This window comes from Mycobacterium sp. 852002-51961_SCH5331710 (genome assembly GCF_001665535.1).
Taxonomy (GTDB): Bacteria; Actinomycetota; Actinomycetes; order Mycobacteriales; family Mycobacteriaceae; genus Mycobacterium.
Genome location: NZ_LZSQ01000117.1, coordinates 123,864 through 138,953 on the forward strand (window position 1 = coordinate 123,864; position 15,090 = coordinate 138,953).

The 15,090-nt window shown below is 67.9% G+C and carries 16 protein-coding genes; 4 read left to right on the forward strand and 12 right to left on the reverse strand.

The window, feature by feature from the left end; genetic code table 11:
- Window positions 1-10: 10 nt before the first annotated feature.
- The 3 genes from A5752_RS21885 to A5752_RS21895 form a co-directional block, all read right to left on the reverse strand.
- A complete protein-coding gene (locus A5752_RS21885) occupies window positions 11-1,237 on the reverse strand; it encodes a winged helix-turn-helix domain-containing protein (RefSeq protein ID WP_067090226.1) in 1,227 nt (408 codons plus the stop codon).
- Between the two features lie 88 nt (window positions 1,238-1,325).
- Window positions 1,326-1,814 carry a dihydrofolate reductase gene (locus tag A5752_RS21890; protein WP_067090083.1) on the reverse strand — a complete coding sequence of 163 codons (489 nt, stop codon included), beginning with the start codon at window positions 1,812-1,814 and terminating at the stop codon, window positions 1,326-1,328.
- Window positions 1,804-2,604, reverse strand: coding sequence for a thymidylate synthase (locus A5752_RS21895; protein ID WP_067090086.1), 801 nt, complete (start codon window positions 2,602-2,604; stop codon window positions 1,804-1,806). Before A5752_RS21895 ends, A5752_RS21890 begins: the two co-directional genes overlap by 11 nt.
- Before the next feature lie 43 nt (window positions 2,605-2,647).
- Between A5752_RS21895 and A5752_RS21900 the strand changes: the two genes are divergently transcribed.
- Together A5752_RS21900 and A5752_RS21905 are read left to right on the forward strand one after the other, a co-directional pair.
- Window positions 2,648-3,388 carry a dienelactone hydrolase family protein gene (locus tag A5752_RS21900; protein WP_067090089.1) on the forward strand — a complete coding sequence of 247 codons (741 nt, stop codon included), beginning with the start codon at window positions 2,648-2,650 and terminating at the stop codon, window positions 3,386-3,388.
- 56 nt (window positions 3,389-3,444) lie between these two features.
- Entirely contained in the window at window positions 3,445-4,368 is a 924-nt protein-coding gene (locus A5752_RS21905; protein WP_067090091.1) for an HpcH/HpaI aldolase/citrate lyase family protein, read from the forward strand.
- Here A5752_RS21905 and A5752_RS21910 read toward each other — a convergent pair.
- Genes A5752_RS21910 through dapB form a run of 4 tightly spaced genes read right to left on the reverse strand, consistent with a single transcriptional unit; the run spans window position 4,362 to window position 6,512 of the window.
- The gene (locus tag A5752_RS21910; protein ID WP_067090094.1) at window positions 4,362-4,820 is read right to left on the reverse strand and encodes a hypothetical protein; all 459 of its coding nucleotides are present in this window, start codon (window positions 4,818-4,820) and stop codon (window positions 4,362-4,364) included. The two genes, A5752_RS21905 and A5752_RS21910, sit on opposite strands and share 7 nt — an antisense overlap.
- Before the next feature lie 3 nt (window positions 4,821-4,823).
- Window positions 4,824-5,282: a flavodoxin family protein gene (locus A5752_RS21915; protein ID WP_067090097.1), complete on the reverse strand. Its 459-nt coding sequence runs from the start codon at window positions 5,280-5,282 to the stop codon at window positions 4,824-4,826.
- Between the two features lie 28 nt (window positions 5,283-5,310).
- A complete protein-coding gene (locus tag A5752_RS21920) occupies window positions 5,311-5,778 on the reverse strand; it encodes a hypothetical protein (protein ID WP_067090100.1) in 468 nt (155 codons plus the stop codon).
- Window positions 5,778-6,512 (reverse strand): 4-hydroxy-tetrahydrodipicolinate reductase, encoded by a 735-nt coding sequence (gene dapB, locus A5752_RS21925; RefSeq protein WP_067090103.1) that lies wholly within the window; start codon window positions 6,510-6,512, stop codon window positions 5,778-5,780. The genes A5752_RS21920 and dapB overlap by 1 nt, the downstream gene beginning before the upstream one ends.
- Before the next feature lie 65 nt (window positions 6,513-6,577).
- Here dapB and A5752_RS21930 point away from each other — a divergent pair, with 65 nt between their 5' ends.
- Window positions 6,578-7,480 (forward strand): NAD-dependent epimerase/dehydratase family protein, encoded by a 903-nt coding sequence (locus A5752_RS21930; RefSeq protein WP_067090105.1) that lies wholly within the window; start codon window positions 6,578-6,580, stop codon window positions 7,478-7,480.
- Window positions 7,481-7,484: 4 nt separating this feature from the next.
- Here the strand turns inward: A5752_RS21930 and A5752_RS21935 are convergent, their stop codons facing one another.
- The gene (locus tag A5752_RS21935; protein WP_067090108.1) at window positions 7,485-8,507 is read right to left on the reverse strand and encodes an LLM class flavin-dependent oxidoreductase; all 1,023 of its coding nucleotides are present in this window, start codon (window positions 8,505-8,507) and stop codon (window positions 7,485-7,487) included.
- 36 nt (window positions 8,508-8,543) lie between these two features.
- The gene (gene aldR, locus A5752_RS21940; RefSeq protein ID WP_067090228.1) at window positions 8,544-9,059 is read right to left on the reverse strand and encodes an HTH-type transcriptional regulator AldR; all 516 of its coding nucleotides are present in this window, start codon (window positions 9,057-9,059) and stop codon (window positions 8,544-8,546) included.
- 89 nt (window positions 9,060-9,148) lie between these two features.
- On the opposite strand from aldR, the gene ald reads away from it, so the two are divergent.
- The gene (ald, locus tag A5752_RS21945) at window positions 9,149-10,270 is read left to right on the forward strand and encodes an alanine dehydrogenase (RefSeq protein WP_067090231.1); all 1,122 of its coding nucleotides are present in this window, start codon (window positions 9,149-9,151) and stop codon (window positions 10,268-10,270) included.
- A 214-nt stretch (window positions 10,271-10,484) separates the two neighbouring features.
- On the opposite strand, the gene bla is transcribed toward ald, so the two are convergent.
- Genes bla through A5752_RS21960 form a run of 3 tightly spaced genes read right to left on the reverse strand, consistent with a single transcriptional unit; the run spans window position 10,485 to window position 14,970 of the window.
- Window positions 10,485-11,369, reverse strand: coding sequence for a class A beta-lactamase (gene bla / locus A5752_RS21950; protein WP_067090110.1), 885 nt, complete (start codon window positions 11,367-11,369; stop codon window positions 10,485-10,487).
- 18 nt (window positions 11,370-11,387) lie between these two features.
- A complete protein-coding gene (locus A5752_RS21955) occupies window positions 11,388-12,728 on the reverse strand; it encodes a M16 family metallopeptidase (protein WP_082964013.1) in 1,341 nt (446 codons plus the stop codon).
- Window positions 12,706-14,970: a polyribonucleotide nucleotidyltransferase gene (locus A5752_RS21960; protein WP_067090114.1), complete on the reverse strand. Its 2,265-nt coding sequence runs from the start codon at window positions 14,968-14,970 to the stop codon at window positions 12,706-12,708. The genes A5752_RS21955 and A5752_RS21960 overlap by 23 nt, the downstream gene beginning before the upstream one ends.
- Between the last annotated feature and the right edge of the window lie 120 nt (window positions 14,971-15,090).

The following is a 15,090-nucleotide window of genomic DNA, read 5'->3' on the forward strand; positions in this document are numbered from 1 at the left end:
CCGGGTTGCGTCAACCGGCCACTCGGCGTAAGTCGTCGGCCAGATCGCCGTTCGCGCCGACCGTAACGGTCGACAAGCCGAGCCACGACGCCATCGCGCGCAGTTCGTCGGCCAACGCCGGCGCGACCCGGGACGCCTTTTCGCCCTCCTCCGCAAACGCACCCACCACATGCAGCGCGTCATTCGCGCGATCCGCCTTCAGATCGGCCCGCCCCACCAGTTCACCGTCGAGCAGGAACGGCCACACGTAGTACCCGTACTGCCGCTTCGGCGCAGGTGTGTAGATCTCGATGCGGTACTTGAACCCGCCGAACAGGTGCTCGACGCGCGGCCGGAAGAAGATCAGCGGATCGAACGGACACAGCAGCGCCGTACCGCGGTCGCGACGCGGAATGGTCTGTCCCGCCCGCAGATACGCGGGTCCCCTCCAGCCGTCGACCTCGACCGGTTCCAGTTCGCCGTCGGCGACCAGTTTCGCGATCGCGGGCTTCACCTGCGCCGGCGACAGCCGGAAGTAGTCCCGGATGTCCTGTTCGGTGCCGACGCCCAGCGCGCCGGAGGCCCTCAGCACCAGCTCCCGAATCGCGTCCGCCTCGTCGACCTCGCGCGCGAGCACCTCCGGCGGCAGCACCCGCTCGGACAGGTCGTAGTGCCGCGCGAACCCCACCCGCGTGGCCGTCGTCAGCACGCCGGAGGCGAACAGCGCCTCGGTCACCCACTTGGTGTCGCTGCGGTCCCACCACGGACCTTTGCGGCCCCGCTGTTCTGCGCCCAGGTGCGCCTCGATCTGCCCCGCCGTCGACGGGCCCAGCTCGGTCACCGCGCGGACCACTTCATCGGCCAGCTTGGTGTTCTTCTTGACGATCTCCTTGCCCCACCGCCCGTGCGTGTACTCGCGCATCCGCCAGCGCAGCAGCGGCCAGTCGTCGACGGCCATCAACGCCGCCTCGTGCGCCCAGTACTCGACCAGCATCCGCGGCGAGCGCGCCGAGTGGCTCCACGCGGCCCTGTCGAGCACATCGCGGTCGTAGGGCCCCAGCCGGCTGAACACCGGCGCGTAATGGGCGCGCACCGACACCGACACCGAGTCCAGCTGCAACACCTGGATCCGCGAGATCAGCCTGCGCAGGTGTGCCCGCGTGACCGGCCCCCGCGGGCGGGGCTCGGCGAACCCCTGCGCGGCGACGGCGACACGCCTCGCCTGGTCGGCCGTGAGTCTGGGCGCCACGTCCTTCATCGTGCCCGACGGCACCGACACCGAGCGCACGCTTGTGTACGCATCGCCCGAGTGGGAGCGCCAACAACCGCGCCCTCGGCGAAACCCGTCAGCGCCGCCGGTAGCTGTAGAACCGGTAGCGCAGGCCCGACGCGCTGGTCAACCAGTCGCCCGCCGCGCCGATCCAGGACTCGTCGAGCACCGGGGCCATCACGTCGGCATCCTGGCGCGGGAGGTCGATCTCGATCTCGGTCACCTCACAGCGCGTCGCGAGCGGCAGGGCCGCCAGGTAGATCTGCGCGCCGCCGATGACCCAGACCGGATCGTCGGTCAGCGCATCCTCCAGCGAGGCCACCACCTCCGCCCCGTCGGCGGCGTAATCGGGCCGGTGGGTGAGCACCACGTTGCGCCGGCCCGGCAGCGGGCGGACCTTGGCGGGCAGCGACTCCCACGTCAACCTGCCCATCACGACGGTGTGGCCCATCGTCAGTTCCTTGAACCGCGCCTGGTCCTCGGGCAGGCGCCACGGAATGCCACCGTCGCGGCCGATGACGCCCGAGCTCGACTGGGCCCAGATCAGCCCGATCTCAGACCGCAACCGGGGCCTTGATCGCCGGGTGTGGATCGTAGTTGAGGATCGCGATGTCGTCGTAGGTGTAGTCGAAGATCGAATCCCGCGGCGCGAGAACGAGTTCCGGATACGGGCGTGGGTCGCGGCTGAGTTGCAAGCCCACCTGCTCGATGTGGTTGTCGTAGATGTGGCAGTCGCCGCCGGTCCAGATGAACTCGCCGACCTCGAGTCCGGCCTGCGCGGCCATCATGTGGGTCAGCAACGCGTAGCTGGCGATGTTGAACGGCACCCCGAGGAACAGGTCGGCGCTGCGCTGATACAGCTGGCACGACAGCTTGCCGTCGGCGACGTAAAACTGGAAGAACGCGTGGCAGGGCGGCAGCGCCATCTGCGGGATCTCGCCGACGTTCCAGGCCGAGACGATGTTGCGGCGCGAGTCGGGATCGGTCTTCAGCAGCTCCAGCGCGGCGCTGATCTGGTCGATGTGCTCGCCCGACGGCGTCGGCCACGACCGCCACTGCACGCCATAGACCGGACCCAGATCGCCTGTCGGAGAAGCCCATTCGTCCCAGATGGTGACGCCTCGCTCCTGCAGCCAACGTACGTTCGAGTCGCCGCGCAGGAACCACAGCAGCTCATAGACGATCGACTTCGTGTGCACCTTCTTCGTGGTGATCAGCGGAAAACCGGCCGTGAGGTCGTAGCGCATCTGGTGGCCGAACACGCTGCGGGTGCCGGTGCCGGTGCGGTCGGACTTGGGGGTGCCACGCTCCATCACCAGCCGCAGGAGATCCTCGTAAGGGGTGGCGATCGGCACGTCGGTCAGCTTACTTCCAGACCGGACGAGTAGAACGGAAGCCATGCCGAGCATCTCCGCGACCGTCACGACACCCGACGGCACCTGCCCCGTCACCCTGCACACCCCGAACGGACCCGGGCCGTGGACCGGCGTGGTGATGTACGTCGACGCCGGCGGCGTCCGCGACACCTTCCAGGAGATGGCCGCACGGCTGGCCGGCTTCGGCCACGCCGTGCTGCTGCCCGACGTGTACTACCGCCACGGCGACTGGGAGCCGTTCGACATGCGCACCGCGTTCAGCGATCCCAAGCAGCGCAACCGGCTGTTCGGGATGATCTCCTCGATCACCCCCGACATGATGGCCTCCGATGCGGCGGCCTTCTTCGACTTCCTGCAGTCCCGTCCGGAGGTCAAGGGCGACGCGTTCGGGGTCTGCGGCTACTGCATGGGCGGGCGCACCTCAGTGATCGTCGCCGGGCGCGTGCCCGACCGGGTCGCCGCGGCGGGGTCGTTCCACGCCAGCGGGCTGGTCACCGACGAGCCCACCAGCCCCCACCTGCTCGCCGACCGGACCAAAGCGACCGTCTACGTCGCGGGAGCCGAGAACGACCACGGCTTCACGCCCGAGCACGCCGAAACCCTCGACAAGGCGCTGACCGCGGCGAACGTCGCCCACACGGTGGAGTTCTACCCCGCAGGGCACGGCTTCGCGGTTCCCGACAACGCCCCCTACGACGAAGAAGCCGCCGAGCGGCACTGGATAGCGCTTCAGGAACTGTTCGAGTCCGCCCTGCCCAATTGAGGCCCAATTGGGCATGACCCGGTACCCGTGCCGGGCCGATACGCGACGATGATCCGATGGACGATCAGGATCCCGGCGCTCACCCGGACCACGAGGACGTCGGCTCGCGCATCGACCCGGTGCTCGCCCGCAGCTGGCTCCTGGTGAACGGCGCCCACTACGACCGGTTCGCGCCCGCCGTGCGGTCCCGCGCCGACATCGTCGTGCTGGATATCGAGGACGCGGTGGCGCCGAAGGACAAGACCGCCGCCCGCGACAACGTCGTGCGCTGGCTGAACGAGGGAAACACTGACTGGGTCCGCGTCAACGGATTCGGCACGCCGTGGTGGGCCGACGACCTCGACGCACTGGCGAAAACAGCGGTCGGCGGGGTGATGCTGGCGATGGTCGAATCCGTCGACCACGTCACCGAGACCGCCAACCGGCTGCCCGGGGTGCCGATCGTCGCGTTGGTCGAGACGGCCCGCGGGCTCGAGCGCATCACCGCCATCGCCGCGGCCAAGGGCACGTTCCGGCTGGCCTTCGGCATCGGCGACTTCCGGCGCGACACCGGCTTCGGCGAGAACCCGACGACGCTGGCCTATGCGCGGTCGCGGTTCACGATCGCGGCGAAGGCCGCGCACCTGCCGAGCGCGATCGACGGTCCGACGGTCGGTTCGAGCGCGCTCAAGCTCAGCGAGGCCACGGCGGTGTCCGTCGAGTTCGGCATGACGGGCAAGATCTGCCTGACGCCCGAACAGTGCGCAACCGTCAACGAGGGCCTCTCCCCCTCACCAGACGAAATCGCCTGGGCCAAAGAGTTTTTTCTCGAATTCGAACGCGACGGCGGTGAGATCCGCAACGGCTCGGACCTCCCGCGCATCGCGCGCGCGAACAAGATCCTCGATCTGGCCCGCGCGTACGGCATCGAGGTCTCGGAGTTCGACGACGTCGACGACCCGGCGCACATCCCGGCGCCGTCGGACACGTACCACTACTGAGATCCGTGCCGCCTGCGCACCAGCATCTGCAGTGACCGCAGCAGACCGCGCGCGGCGTAGATGCCCGCGACCACGGTCGCCAGGATCATCACGATGAACATCAACAGCCAGTTGGTCCGGTGGTGGTCGACGTTCCACCACACGATCGTGAACAGGATCGCGCACAGGAACACCACGATGTCGCGCCAGTTCCCGCGATACGACAGTGCCGCCAGCCGCAGGTCGCGGCTGCGCTCGGCGGCGCTGATCATGTCCTCGATGCGATGGTCGATGCTGGCCTTGAGCCGCGCCTTGAGTTCGGGTTGGTCGTCGGGGATGCGCTCGAGCAGATCCATGTCCTTGGCGATCATGCCGCGGAAGTCGGGTCCGCGGAGGTTGCCTGCGGCGATGCCCAGCAGCGCCCCTCCCGCCAGTGGCGCTGCCCCCAAAGCGATTTCGGCGATTCCAGGCATGGGCTATTCCTCCATCAGCGTCGCGGCCAGTGTGCCACCGAGCTCGTAGGCGCGTTCGCGCACACCGGCGTCGATGCCGCCGGTGACCTCCAGCGCATCGGCGGCCTTGGCCAGCGCGAGCCCGGTCGCGAGCTTCTCCACCGCGTTGACCGCACCGACGGTGTCGTTGTTGCCGTGCACCCACAGCCCGTAGGGCCGGCCGCCGACGTGGTCGAGGCTCGGGTAGTAGACGGTGTCGAAGAAGTGCTTGAGCGCGCCGCTCATGTATCCGAAGTTCGCGGTCGTCCCGAACAGATAGCCGTCGGCGTCGAGCATGTCGGGCAGGGTGGCGGCCAACGCGGGCCGCACCACGGTTTCGACGCCCTCGATGTCGGGGTCCTTCGCACCGGCCAGAACGGCCTCGAGCAGCTCGCGGGTGCCCGGCGACGGCGTGTGGTGCACGACCAGCAGCGTCTTGCTCATCGGAGCCCTCTGCTCTTCGCGCAAGCGCTCATCGTCCGCACTCTTCCATCTCGACCGCCTTCTTCATCGCTTCCCGCGCCCGGCTGCGGTCGCCTGCGTAGTCGTAGGCACGTGCCAGTCGATACCACCGCCGCCAGTTCTGCGGGTCGTTTTCCAGCTCTGCACGCACGGTGACGAACAGCTCGTCGGCGGCGTCGCGCTGGATCCGACCGGACGGCATCCGCGGCAGCGCGCTGACGTCGAGTTCCATCCCCTCCTCGCGGGCGATGCGGGCGAGCCGCTGGTGGGCCAGCCCGGCGCGCAGCGTGCTGAGCATCGCCCACAGCCCGATCAGCGGCAGCGCCATCAGCGCCAGCCCGAGCCCGACGGCGGCGGGCTCGCCGGTTCTAACGAAGGCCATCGCGAGGCGGCCGAGCAGCACGAAGTACACGACCAGTGCCACACACATGAAGCCGATCAGCAGTTGGATGCGCAGGACGCGCCCGCCCTCGGCCATCACAGATCGAGCAGCGGCTCGATACCCACGGTCAGCCCGGGCCGTTCGGCCACCCGTCGCACCGCGAGCAGGACTCCGGGAACGAACGAGGTGCGGTCCAGGCTGTCGTGGCGGATCGTCAACGTCTCGCCTTGCGTGCCGAAGAGCACCTCCTGATGCGCCACCAGCCCGGCCAGGCGCACCGAGTGGACCGGAACGCCGTCGACGTCGGCGCCGCGCGCGCCCTCCAACCCGGTGCTGGTGGCATCGGGGTTGGGTGGCATGTCTTTTCGCGCCTGGGCGATGAGGCGAGCGGTGCGCGCAGCGGTCCCGGACGGGGCGTCGGCCTTGTGCGGGTGGTGCAGTTCGATCACCTCGACCGACTCGAAGTAGCGAGCGGCCTGCTGCGCGAAATGCATCGACAGCACGGCTCCGATCGCGAAGTTCGGGGCGATCAACACCGCCGCGTCCCGCTTGGTGTCCAACCACTCGCGGACGGTGGCCAGCCGCTCGTCGGTGAAGCCGGTGGTGCCGACGACCGCGTGTATCCCGTTCTCGATGAGGAACTCGAGGTTGTCCATCACGACGTCGGGGTGCGTGAAGTCGATGACGACCTCGGTCTGGCTTTCCGTCAGCCGACTCAGCGGGTCGCCGGCGTCGACTCCCGCGGTGAAGGTCAGATCGTCGGCGGCCTCAACGGCCTCGACCATCGTCGTGCCGACCTTGCCCTTGGCGCCCAGTACTCCGACTCGCATGGCGTCACCTTATCCACTCGTCGCATCCACCCACAGCGGGCGCGGCGCTCCCCTACCATCGGCGCATGCGCGGCGCCAAGGTGTTGATAACCGGTGCGACGGGTCAGGTCGCCGTTCCGGTCGCCGAGGCGCTGGCGGCCGACAACGAGGTATGGGGAATCGCCCGGTTCACCGATACGGCGACGCGCGAGAGGCTGGAGAACCGCGGGGTGCACTGTCACGCGGTCAACCTGGCGGTCGGCGAATTCTCCGGCATTCCTTCGGACTTCGACTACGTCCTGAACTTCGCAGTGGCCAAGAGCGGCCGATGGGACAAGGACTTGGGTGCCAACGCCGAATCGGTAGGGCTTCTGATGGCCCACTGCCCCGACGCCACGGCGTTCCTGCACTGTTCGTCGGCCGCGGTCTACGACCCGCCGCATGACGAGCCGCGCACCGAGGACACGGCCCTGGGCGACAACCACAAACACCTGTTCCCGACGTACTCCATCTCCAAGATCGCCGGTGAGGTCGTCGCCCGGTCGATGGCCCGCGCGCTCGGCGTGCCGACGACGATCGCCCGGCTCAACGTCCCGTACGGGGACAACGGTGGATGGCCGTTCTTTCACCTGGAGATGATCCTGGCGGGCGCCCCGATCCCGGTGCCGCCGGGCCCGCCGGCGCTCTACAACCCGATCCACGAGGAGGACATCGTCGCGACGCTCCCGAAACTGCTTGAGGCGGCGACGGTTCCGGCGACGACGGTGAACTGGGCCGGCCATCAGACGATCAGCCTGCAGGAGTGGTGTACCTATCTGGGCACGCTGGTCGGACGGGAACCGACGTTCGAGGTGGACGCTCATGCGTTGCGCGGCAACCCGGTCGACGTCGGCCGTATGCGCGCGATCGCCGGCGACACCACCGTGGACTGGCGCGACGGGTTTCGCCGGATGGCTGCGGCCTTCCACCCCGATCTCGTCGCCGGGTAAAACGTCACGTCTCCCGGAAGGCGGGTATGACGTGATGAGCGAAAAGCCGCATCTGGTCGAGCATCTCGTCGACGGTGTTCGCGACGAACAGGGTGGCGAAGAAACCGTCGAGGCCGGCTTCGGCGAACTTCTCGACCTTGGCGCACACCTGGTCCGGGGTTCCGATGAGGTTGTCGGCCAGATACTTGTCGAAGTCGATCCCCTTCATCATGGTGTTCGTCAGCGACCTCCGGAACAGATCGAACGTCGAGTGTTCGACCCGCGATCCTGCCTCCGCCGCCGTGTCGGCGATGCACACGACGGTCTGCAGCCCGATCGTGATTTCGGACGGATCGCGACCCACCCCGCGGGCGTATTCGGCGATACGGTCGCGGCCCGCCGCGATCTCCGCCGGGCCGGTCTTGGCGGGCAACCAGCCCTGGCACCGCTCACCGGCCCGTTTCAACGCGCCCTTGGCGTTGCCGCCCGAGAAGATCGGCAGCGGCTGCTGCACCGGCTTCGGATACGATTCGACGTCGACGAATCGGCGGTGCCTGCCGTGGTAACTCGACCTCGGTTGCTCGAAGAGAACGCGTAGAGCCTCGATGCCCTCCGTCATCAGGTCCACCCGTGACGCGTCGGCGAGATCGGGTGCGACGCTTTCGAATTCGTCGCGATAGCCTCCGGCGGCCACCGCCAGCGTCACCCGGCCTCCGGAGACCTGGTCGAGCGTCGCGACCTGCTTGGCCAGCAGCACCGGATCGCGCATGGGCAACACCAGGATCCCGGTGCCCAGGCGGATCGCCGACGTCTTGGCCGCGATCGTCGCGAGCATGATGAGCGGTTCGAAGTAGTCCGGCGGCCGGTCCCACGCGTCGCGGACGAACCGCTGGGTGCTCAGATGGTCGTTCCCCGATACCTCGTCGTAGCCCATCTGCTCGGCTTCCACGGCTATCCGCACCACGTCGTCGGCCGTGGCGAACGGTATCGGGTAGGCCATTCCCGCCAGACATGTCGGCGCGTCGACGCCGAAGAGCACGTAGTCCATTGTGACCCGATCGGGCCTTCCAGCAAGCACTTCGCCCTAGAGCGGCGAGGCCCCCCGCAGGTGCTCGAAGATCAGCGAGGTCTGCGTACCAGCTACGTCGGCGTCGGCGTTCAGGTTCTCCACCACGAAGGACCGCAGGTCATCGGTGTCACGCGCAGCGACGTGCAGGATGAAGTCGTCGGAGCCCGCGAGGAAGTAGACGTCCATCACCTGCGGTCTGCGCCGGATCTGCTGGATGAAGCTGTGGATTCTGCCGCGCGCGCTCGACTGCAGGCTCACCGAGATCATGGCCTGCAGCGGTAAACCGATCGCGGCCGGATTGATATCGGTGTAGAAGCCGCGGATCACGCCGACCTCCCGAAGGCGGCGCACCCGGCCGTGGCACGTCGATGGCGCGATGCCGACGGCCTCGGCGAGTGCGCTGTTGGAGATCCGCGCGTCGCGGTGCAGCGCGGCCAGGATCCGGCGGTCGACGTCGTCGAGCGGAACCGGCCGAACATCCTTCGACTGCACGTCCCCAGTCGGCCGCCGTGATGAAGATATTTCGGTCACAAGGCGACCATACAGAATCTTGAACACACGAATTGCCGAAGAGATGAAGTTTCTTCACACTTGAGACATCTTTCAACCGAGGAGTGGTCATGCGCGTCGGCATCCCCACCGAACTCAAGAACAACGAATTCCGGGTCGCGATCACCCCCGCCGGAGTCGCGGAGCTGGTGCACCGCGGTCATGAGGTGATCATCCAGTCCGGTGCGGGCGAGGGTTCGTCGATCTCCGACGCCGACTTCAAACGCGCCGGCGCCCAGATGATCAACAGCGCCGACCAGGTATGGGCCGAGGCCGAGCTGCTGCTGAAGGTCAAGGAGCCGATCGAAGCCGAGTGGCACCGGATGCGTCCGGGTCAGACGCTGTTCACCTACCTGCACCTGGCCGCGTCAAGCGCGTGCACCGAAGCGCTTTTGGCCTCGGGGACCACGTCGATCGCCTACGAAACGGTCCAGACCGCCGACGGCGCCCTCCCCCTGCTGGCCCCGATGAGCGAGGTCGCCGGGCGGTTGGCCGCGCAGGTCGGCGCCTATCACCTGATGCGCAGCCACGGCGGGCGCGGCGTCCTGATGGGCGGGGTTCCGGGGGTGGCTCCCGCCGACGTCGTCGTGATCGGCGGCGGCACCGCGGGCTACAACGCCGCCCGTGTGGCCGCCGGCATGGGAGCGCACGTCACCGTGTTCGACGTCAGCCTCAACAAGCTGCGCGACGTGGACGCCGAGTTCGGCGGCCGTATCGAGACCCGTTACTCGTCGATCCTGGAACTCGAGGACGCCGTCAAGGGCGCCGACTTCGTCATCGGCGCGGTGCTGGTCCCGGGCGCAAAGGCACCCAAGCTGGTGACCAACTCGACCGTCGCGCACATGAAGCCCGGTGCGGTGCTGGTCGACATCGCCATCGACCAGGGTGGCTGCTTCGAGGACTCCCGACCGACCACGCACGACGACCCCACCTTCGCTGTGCACGACACGCTCTTCTACTGCGTCGCGAACATGCCCGGAGCGGTGCCGCGCACCTCGACGTTCGCCCTGACCAACGCGACCATGCCCTATGTCCTCAAGCTGGCCGATCAGGGCTGGCAGGCGGCGTGCCGAGCCGATGCCTCGCTGGCCAAGGGACTGTCGACGCACGACGGCACCCTGCTGTCCGAGCAGGTGGCCGTCGACCTCGACCTGCCGTACACCGATCCGGCGTCGGTGCTGGTCGACGCCTGATTCCTGGGTGTCTGGCCGACACCCTTAAGCGTGCCGGTGCAAAAAGATAGGGATTCGCCCGATTCCTTCGCGCCGCTTCATGCCATACCGTCGTTTTCAGCGGCTGGCGCTCAGTGCAGGGGGGCGACGAGCGTGGGGGGACAGCCGCTGACAAGCCAGCTGGACCCGGCCGTCGAGGGGTGGCCGGGCTAGGCTGGCCACATCATCGGCCCATTCAGGCCAGCAGTTCCGCCACCAGCATCGAACCCACGTCGCCGACCATCTGGCGATCGTTGGGCACGTCGGGGTCGTCGGCCGCGGTCCTGGTCATGATCGCCAGCAGCAGACGTTCACCGGCGGGTCCGAACGCGACACCGACATCGTTGGTGCTCGCGTAGTCCCCGGAGCCGGTCTTGTCGGCGATCGTCCACCCCGGCGGCAGGACCGGACGCACGCTCGACGTCCGATTGGCCCGCATCCAGTCATCGAGCTGCCGACGTTGCGGCTCCCCCAGGACATTTCCGGTGATCAGCGACCGGTAACCGTCGCCGAGCGCCTCAGGTGTCGTGGTGTCGCGCGGATCGCCGGGAACGGCTGCGTTGAGTTCGATCTCCCACCGGTCGAGCCGAGTCCGCTGGTCGCCGATGCTGCGGGCGAAATCGGTCACGCCGGACGGGCCCCCGATCGTGCGCAGCAGCAGGTTGCCCGCGGCGTTGTCGCTCTGCTGCAGGGCGGCCTGGCACAACTCGGCCAGCGTCATCATCTGCCCGATGTGCTCCCCGGTGACCGGCGAATTGGGCACGATGTCGCCCTGTTCGACGGTGACGCGGTCCGTCAGCGCGAGCTCACCGCGTTCGGCCCTTTGCAGCACGCGTGCGGCAGCGTAGGTCTTGAACGTCGAGCACAACGAGAACGGATCCTGCGCGCGGTGGGCGACGGTGCGCCCGGTGTCGAGGTTGACGGCGAACACCCCGATCAGCGCGTTGCGGCTGCGTTCCATCTCGGCCAGGCGGCCCGCGAGCTGCGGCGGGTCGGCCATGGCGGACTTGTGCGGCGAGGCGGCCAGCGCCGCGAGTGTCAATCCACCGATCAGGACGTTGCGCCGCGACAAGTCAGTCATCGGCCCCAGCGTAGGCGATCAGCCGGCGAGGGCCCGAAGCGGCTGGGGCAGAGACCGTTTCGACCGGACCGGGCCGAGCACCGCCCCGCCGTACGGTCGCTGCAGAAGGCGGCGGGCGACGGCATTCACCTCGTCGAGCGTCACCGCGTCGATCTTGGCCAAGGTCTCGTCGATGGTGCGATGTTCGCCGAAATGCAGTTCGCTGCGGCCGATACGGTTCATCCGCGAGCCCGAGTCCTCCAGGCCGAGGACCAGTCCTCCACGCAGAGATCCCTTGGCGATCCGGCACTCCGCTTCGGTGATGCCGTCGCGTGCCACCGCCTCGAGCACGTCGGTGGTGACGCGGGCGACCTCGTCGAACCGGTCCGGCAGGCAGCCGGCGTAGACCGAAAGAGCTCCGCTGTCGGAGAACGTGTCCACCGTCGAGTACACCGAATACGCCAACCCGCGAGCCTCGCGAATCTCCTGGAACAGACGAGAACTCAGCCCACCACCCAGCGCCGTGTTGAGCACCGAGAGCGCCCAGCGGTGTTCCCAGTGCCGGCCCGGCGTGCGCACACCCAGCGTCAGGTGCGTCTGCTCGGAGTCACGGTTGACCAGTTCCAGCGTCGGGCGCCCACCCACCCGGCCGGTCCCCTTGCGGGGCGGCACAGGGGCGCGGCCACGCACCAGCCGGGCGCCGAAGTACTCGCGCGCCAGCGACACCACCTCGTCGTGATCGACGTTGCCCGCCACCGCCAGAACCATCCGCTCGGGGGTGTACCGACGGAGGTGGAAGGAGTGCAGCTGCGCGCGCGTCATCGACGAAATCGAATCCACGCTGCCGATCACCGGACGGCCGACCGGATGCGAGCCGAACATCGCCGAGAGGAAGACGTCGCCGAGGGTGTCCTCGGGATCGTCGTCACGCATCGCGATCTCTTCGAGCACGACGTCGCGTTCGACCTCGACGTCCTCGGCCGCGCACTGACCGCGCAACACCACGTCGGCGACCAGGTCGACGGCCAGCTCCAGGTCGGAGTCGAGCACATGCGCGTAGTAGCAGGTGTGCTCCCTGGCGGTGAAGGCGTTGAGCTCACCGCCGACCGCGTCGACGGCCTGCGCGATGCTCACCGCCGACCGGGTCGGCGTCGACTTGAACAGCAGATGTTCGAGGAAGTGCGCCGCACCCGCGACACTCGGGCCTTCGTCGCGCGAGCCGACGTTGACCCACAACCCGACCGACGCTGAGTGCACCGACGGGATGTACTCGGTGACCACACGCAGGCCACCGGGTAGCACGGTGCGCCGCACCGCCTCCGAAGATCTGCCGCCACGTCCTCCGTGGCGCAAAGCCCTAACTGCTGGCCGCTGCGGCATCTGCCGGCGCGGTCTCCGAGTTGGCCGCTTCCTCGTCAACCAGGATGAGCGATATCTTTCCGCGGTTGTCGATGTCGGCGATCTCCACACGGAGCTTGTCGCCGACCTTGACGACGTCCTCGACCTTGGCGATCCGCTTGCCACGTCCCAGCTTCGAGATGTGGACCAGTCCGTCGCGACCCGGCAGCAGCGACACGAAGGCACCGAAATCCGTTGTCTTGACGACGGTTCCGAGGAACCGCTCACCGACCTTGGGCAGCTGCGGGTTGGCGATCGCGTTGATCTTGTCGATCGCCGCTTGCGTCGACGGGCCGTCGGTCGCGCCGACGAACACGGTGCCGTCGTCCTCGATCGAGATCTGCGCTCCGGTCTCCTCGGTGATCTGGTTGATGATCTTGCCTTTCGGGCCGATCACCTCGCCGATCTTGTCCACCGGCACCTTGATCGTGGTGATGCGCGGCGCATACGGGCTCATCTCGTCGGGGCCGTCGATGGCTTCGGCCATCACCTCGAGGATGGTCAGCCGGGCGTCCTTGGCCTGTGACAGCGCACCCGCCAGAACCTTGGACGGGATGCCGTCGAGCTTGGTGTCGAGCTGCAGCGCGGTGACAAACTCCTTGGTGCCTGCGACCTTGAAGTCCATGTCGCCGAACGCATCCTCGGCGCCGAGGATGTCGGTCAGCGCGACGAACCGGCGCTCGGTGCCGCCATCAGTCTCGACATCGTCCGACACCAGACCCATCGCGATGCCCGCGACCGGCGCCTTCAGCGGCACACCGGCGTTGAGCAAGGCGAGGGTCGAGGCGCACACCGAGCCCATGGACGTAGAACCGTTGGAGCTCAACGCCTCCGACACCTGACGGATCGCGTACGGGAACTCCTCGACGCTGGGCAGCACCGGCATCAGTGCACGCTCGGCCAGCGCGCCGTGGCCGATCTCGCGGCGCTTGGGCGAGCCGACGCGACCGGTCTCACCGGTCGAATACGGCGGGAAGTTGTAGTGGTGCATGTAGCGCTTGGAAGTCTCGGGCCCCAACGAGTCGATCTGCTGGGCCAGCTTCATCATGTCGAGCGTGGTGACGCCCAGGATCTGGGTTTCGCCGCGCTCGAACAGCGCGCTGCCGTGGGCCCTCGGGACCACCGCAACCTCGGCGCTCAGTGCGCGGATGTCGGTGATGCCGCGACCGTCGATGCGGAAGTGGTCGGTCAGGATGCGTTGGCGCACAAGCTTCTTGGTCAGCGAGCGGAACGCGGCCCCGACCTCTTTCTCGCGGCCCGCGTACTGCTCGGCAAGCCGCTCGAGCACCTCGGCCTTGATCTCGTCGGTGCGGTCGTTGCGCTCGGCCTTACCGGCGATGGTCAGCGCCTCCGACAGCGCGTCGGTGGCCACCGAGGCGACCGAGTAGTAGACGTCGTCGCCGTAATCGGGGAACACCGGGTACTCGCCCGTCGGCTTGGCCGCACGATCGGCCAGCTCCTGCTGAGCCTCGCACAGCACCTTGATGAACGGCTTGGCGGCCTCCAGGCCCTCGGCGACGACGGCCTCGGTGGGCGCCTGCGCCCCGCCGGCGATCAGCTCGACGACGTTCTCGGTGGCCTCGGCCTCGACCATCATGATCGCGACGTCACCGTCTTCGAGCGCACGACCGGCGACGACCATGTCGAACACGGCGCGCTCGAGCTGCTCGACGGTCGGGAACGCGACCCAGGTAGCCCCCGCGTTTCCAGCATCGGGGATCAGCGCGACACGCACGCCACCGACCGGCCCCGAGAACGGCAGGCCCGCGATCTGCGTGGACGCCGAGGCGGCGTTGATCGCGACCACGTCGTACAGATCCTTGGGATCGAGGCTGAGCACGGTGACCACGACCTGGATCTCGTTACGCAGGCCGTCGACGAACGTCGGCCGCAGCGGACGGTCGATCAGCCGGCACGTCAGGATCGCGTCGGTCGAGGGACGACCCTCGCGGCGGAAGAACGAGCCGGGGATACGCCCCGCCGCGTACATCCGTTCTTCGACGTCGATGGTCAACGGGAAGAAGTCGAAGTGGTCCTTGGGATTCTTGCTGGCGGACGTCGCGCTCAGCAGCATGGTCTCGTCGTCGAGGTAGGCGGCGACGGCGCCGGCGGCCTGCTGGGCCAGCCGGCCGGTCTCGAAGCGGATGGTGCGGGTGCCGAAGCTCCCGTTGTCGATCGTGGCGGTCGATTCGTACACGCCGTCTTCAATTTCAACTACAGACATAGGTGTCCGTATGGCCTCTCTGGTTCAGTGTCTCCACTGTTTAGCTGTTTTTGCGTCGTCACAGCGTATGAACCACGGGCCTCGATGCGGCTACGGCCATCGATCGAAGCTGCCGGAGAT

Coding starts and splice junctions, on each gene's coding strand:
- A5752_RS21955 (WP_082964013.1), bottom strand. CDS start 12,728: ATGCCGCAGCGGCCAGCAGTTAGGGCTTTGCGCCACGGAGGACGTGGC.
- ald (WP_067090231.1), top strand. CDS start 9,149: ATGCGCGTCGGCATCCCCACCGAACTCAAGAACAACGAATTCCGGGTC.
- A5752_RS21915 (WP_067090097.1), bottom strand. CDS start 5,282: ATGAGCAAGACGCTGCTGGTCGTGCACCACACGCCGTCGCCGGGCACC.
- A5752_RS21905 (WP_067090091.1), top strand. CDS start 3,445: ATGGACGATCAGGATCCCGGCGCTCACCCGGACCACGAGGACGTCGGC.
- A5752_RS21900 (WP_067090089.1), top strand. CDS start 2,648: ATGCCGAGCATCTCCGCGACCGTCACGACACCCGACGGCACCTGCCCC.
- A5752_RS21960 (WP_067090114.1), bottom strand. CDS start 14,970: ATGTCTGTAGTTGAAATTGAAGACGGCGTGTACGAATCGACCGCCACG.
- A5752_RS21885 (WP_067090226.1), bottom strand. CDS start 1,237: ATGAAGGACGTGGCGCCCAGACTCACGGCCGACCAGGCGAGGCGTGTC.
- A5752_RS21910 (WP_067090094.1), bottom strand. CDS start 4,820: ATGCCTGGAATCGCCGAAATCGCTTTGGGGGCAGCGCCACTGGCGGGA.
- A5752_RS21920 (WP_067090100.1), bottom strand. CDS start 5,778: ATGGCCGAGGGCGGGCGCGTCCTGCGCATCCAACTGCTGATCGGCTTC.
- bla (WP_067090110.1), bottom strand. CDS start 11,369: ATGACTGACTTGTCGCGGCGCAACGTCCTGATCGGTGGATTGACACTC.
- dapB (WP_067090103.1), bottom strand. CDS start 6,512: ATGCGAGTCGGAGTACTGGGCGCCAAGGGCAAGGTCGGCACGACGATG.
- A5752_RS21930 (WP_067090105.1), top strand. CDS start 6,578: ATGCGCGGCGCCAAGGTGTTGATAACCGGTGCGACGGGTCAGGTCGCC.
- A5752_RS21935 (WP_067090108.1), bottom strand. CDS start 8,507: ATGGACTACGTGCTCTTCGGCGTCGACGCGCCGACATGTCTGGCGGGA.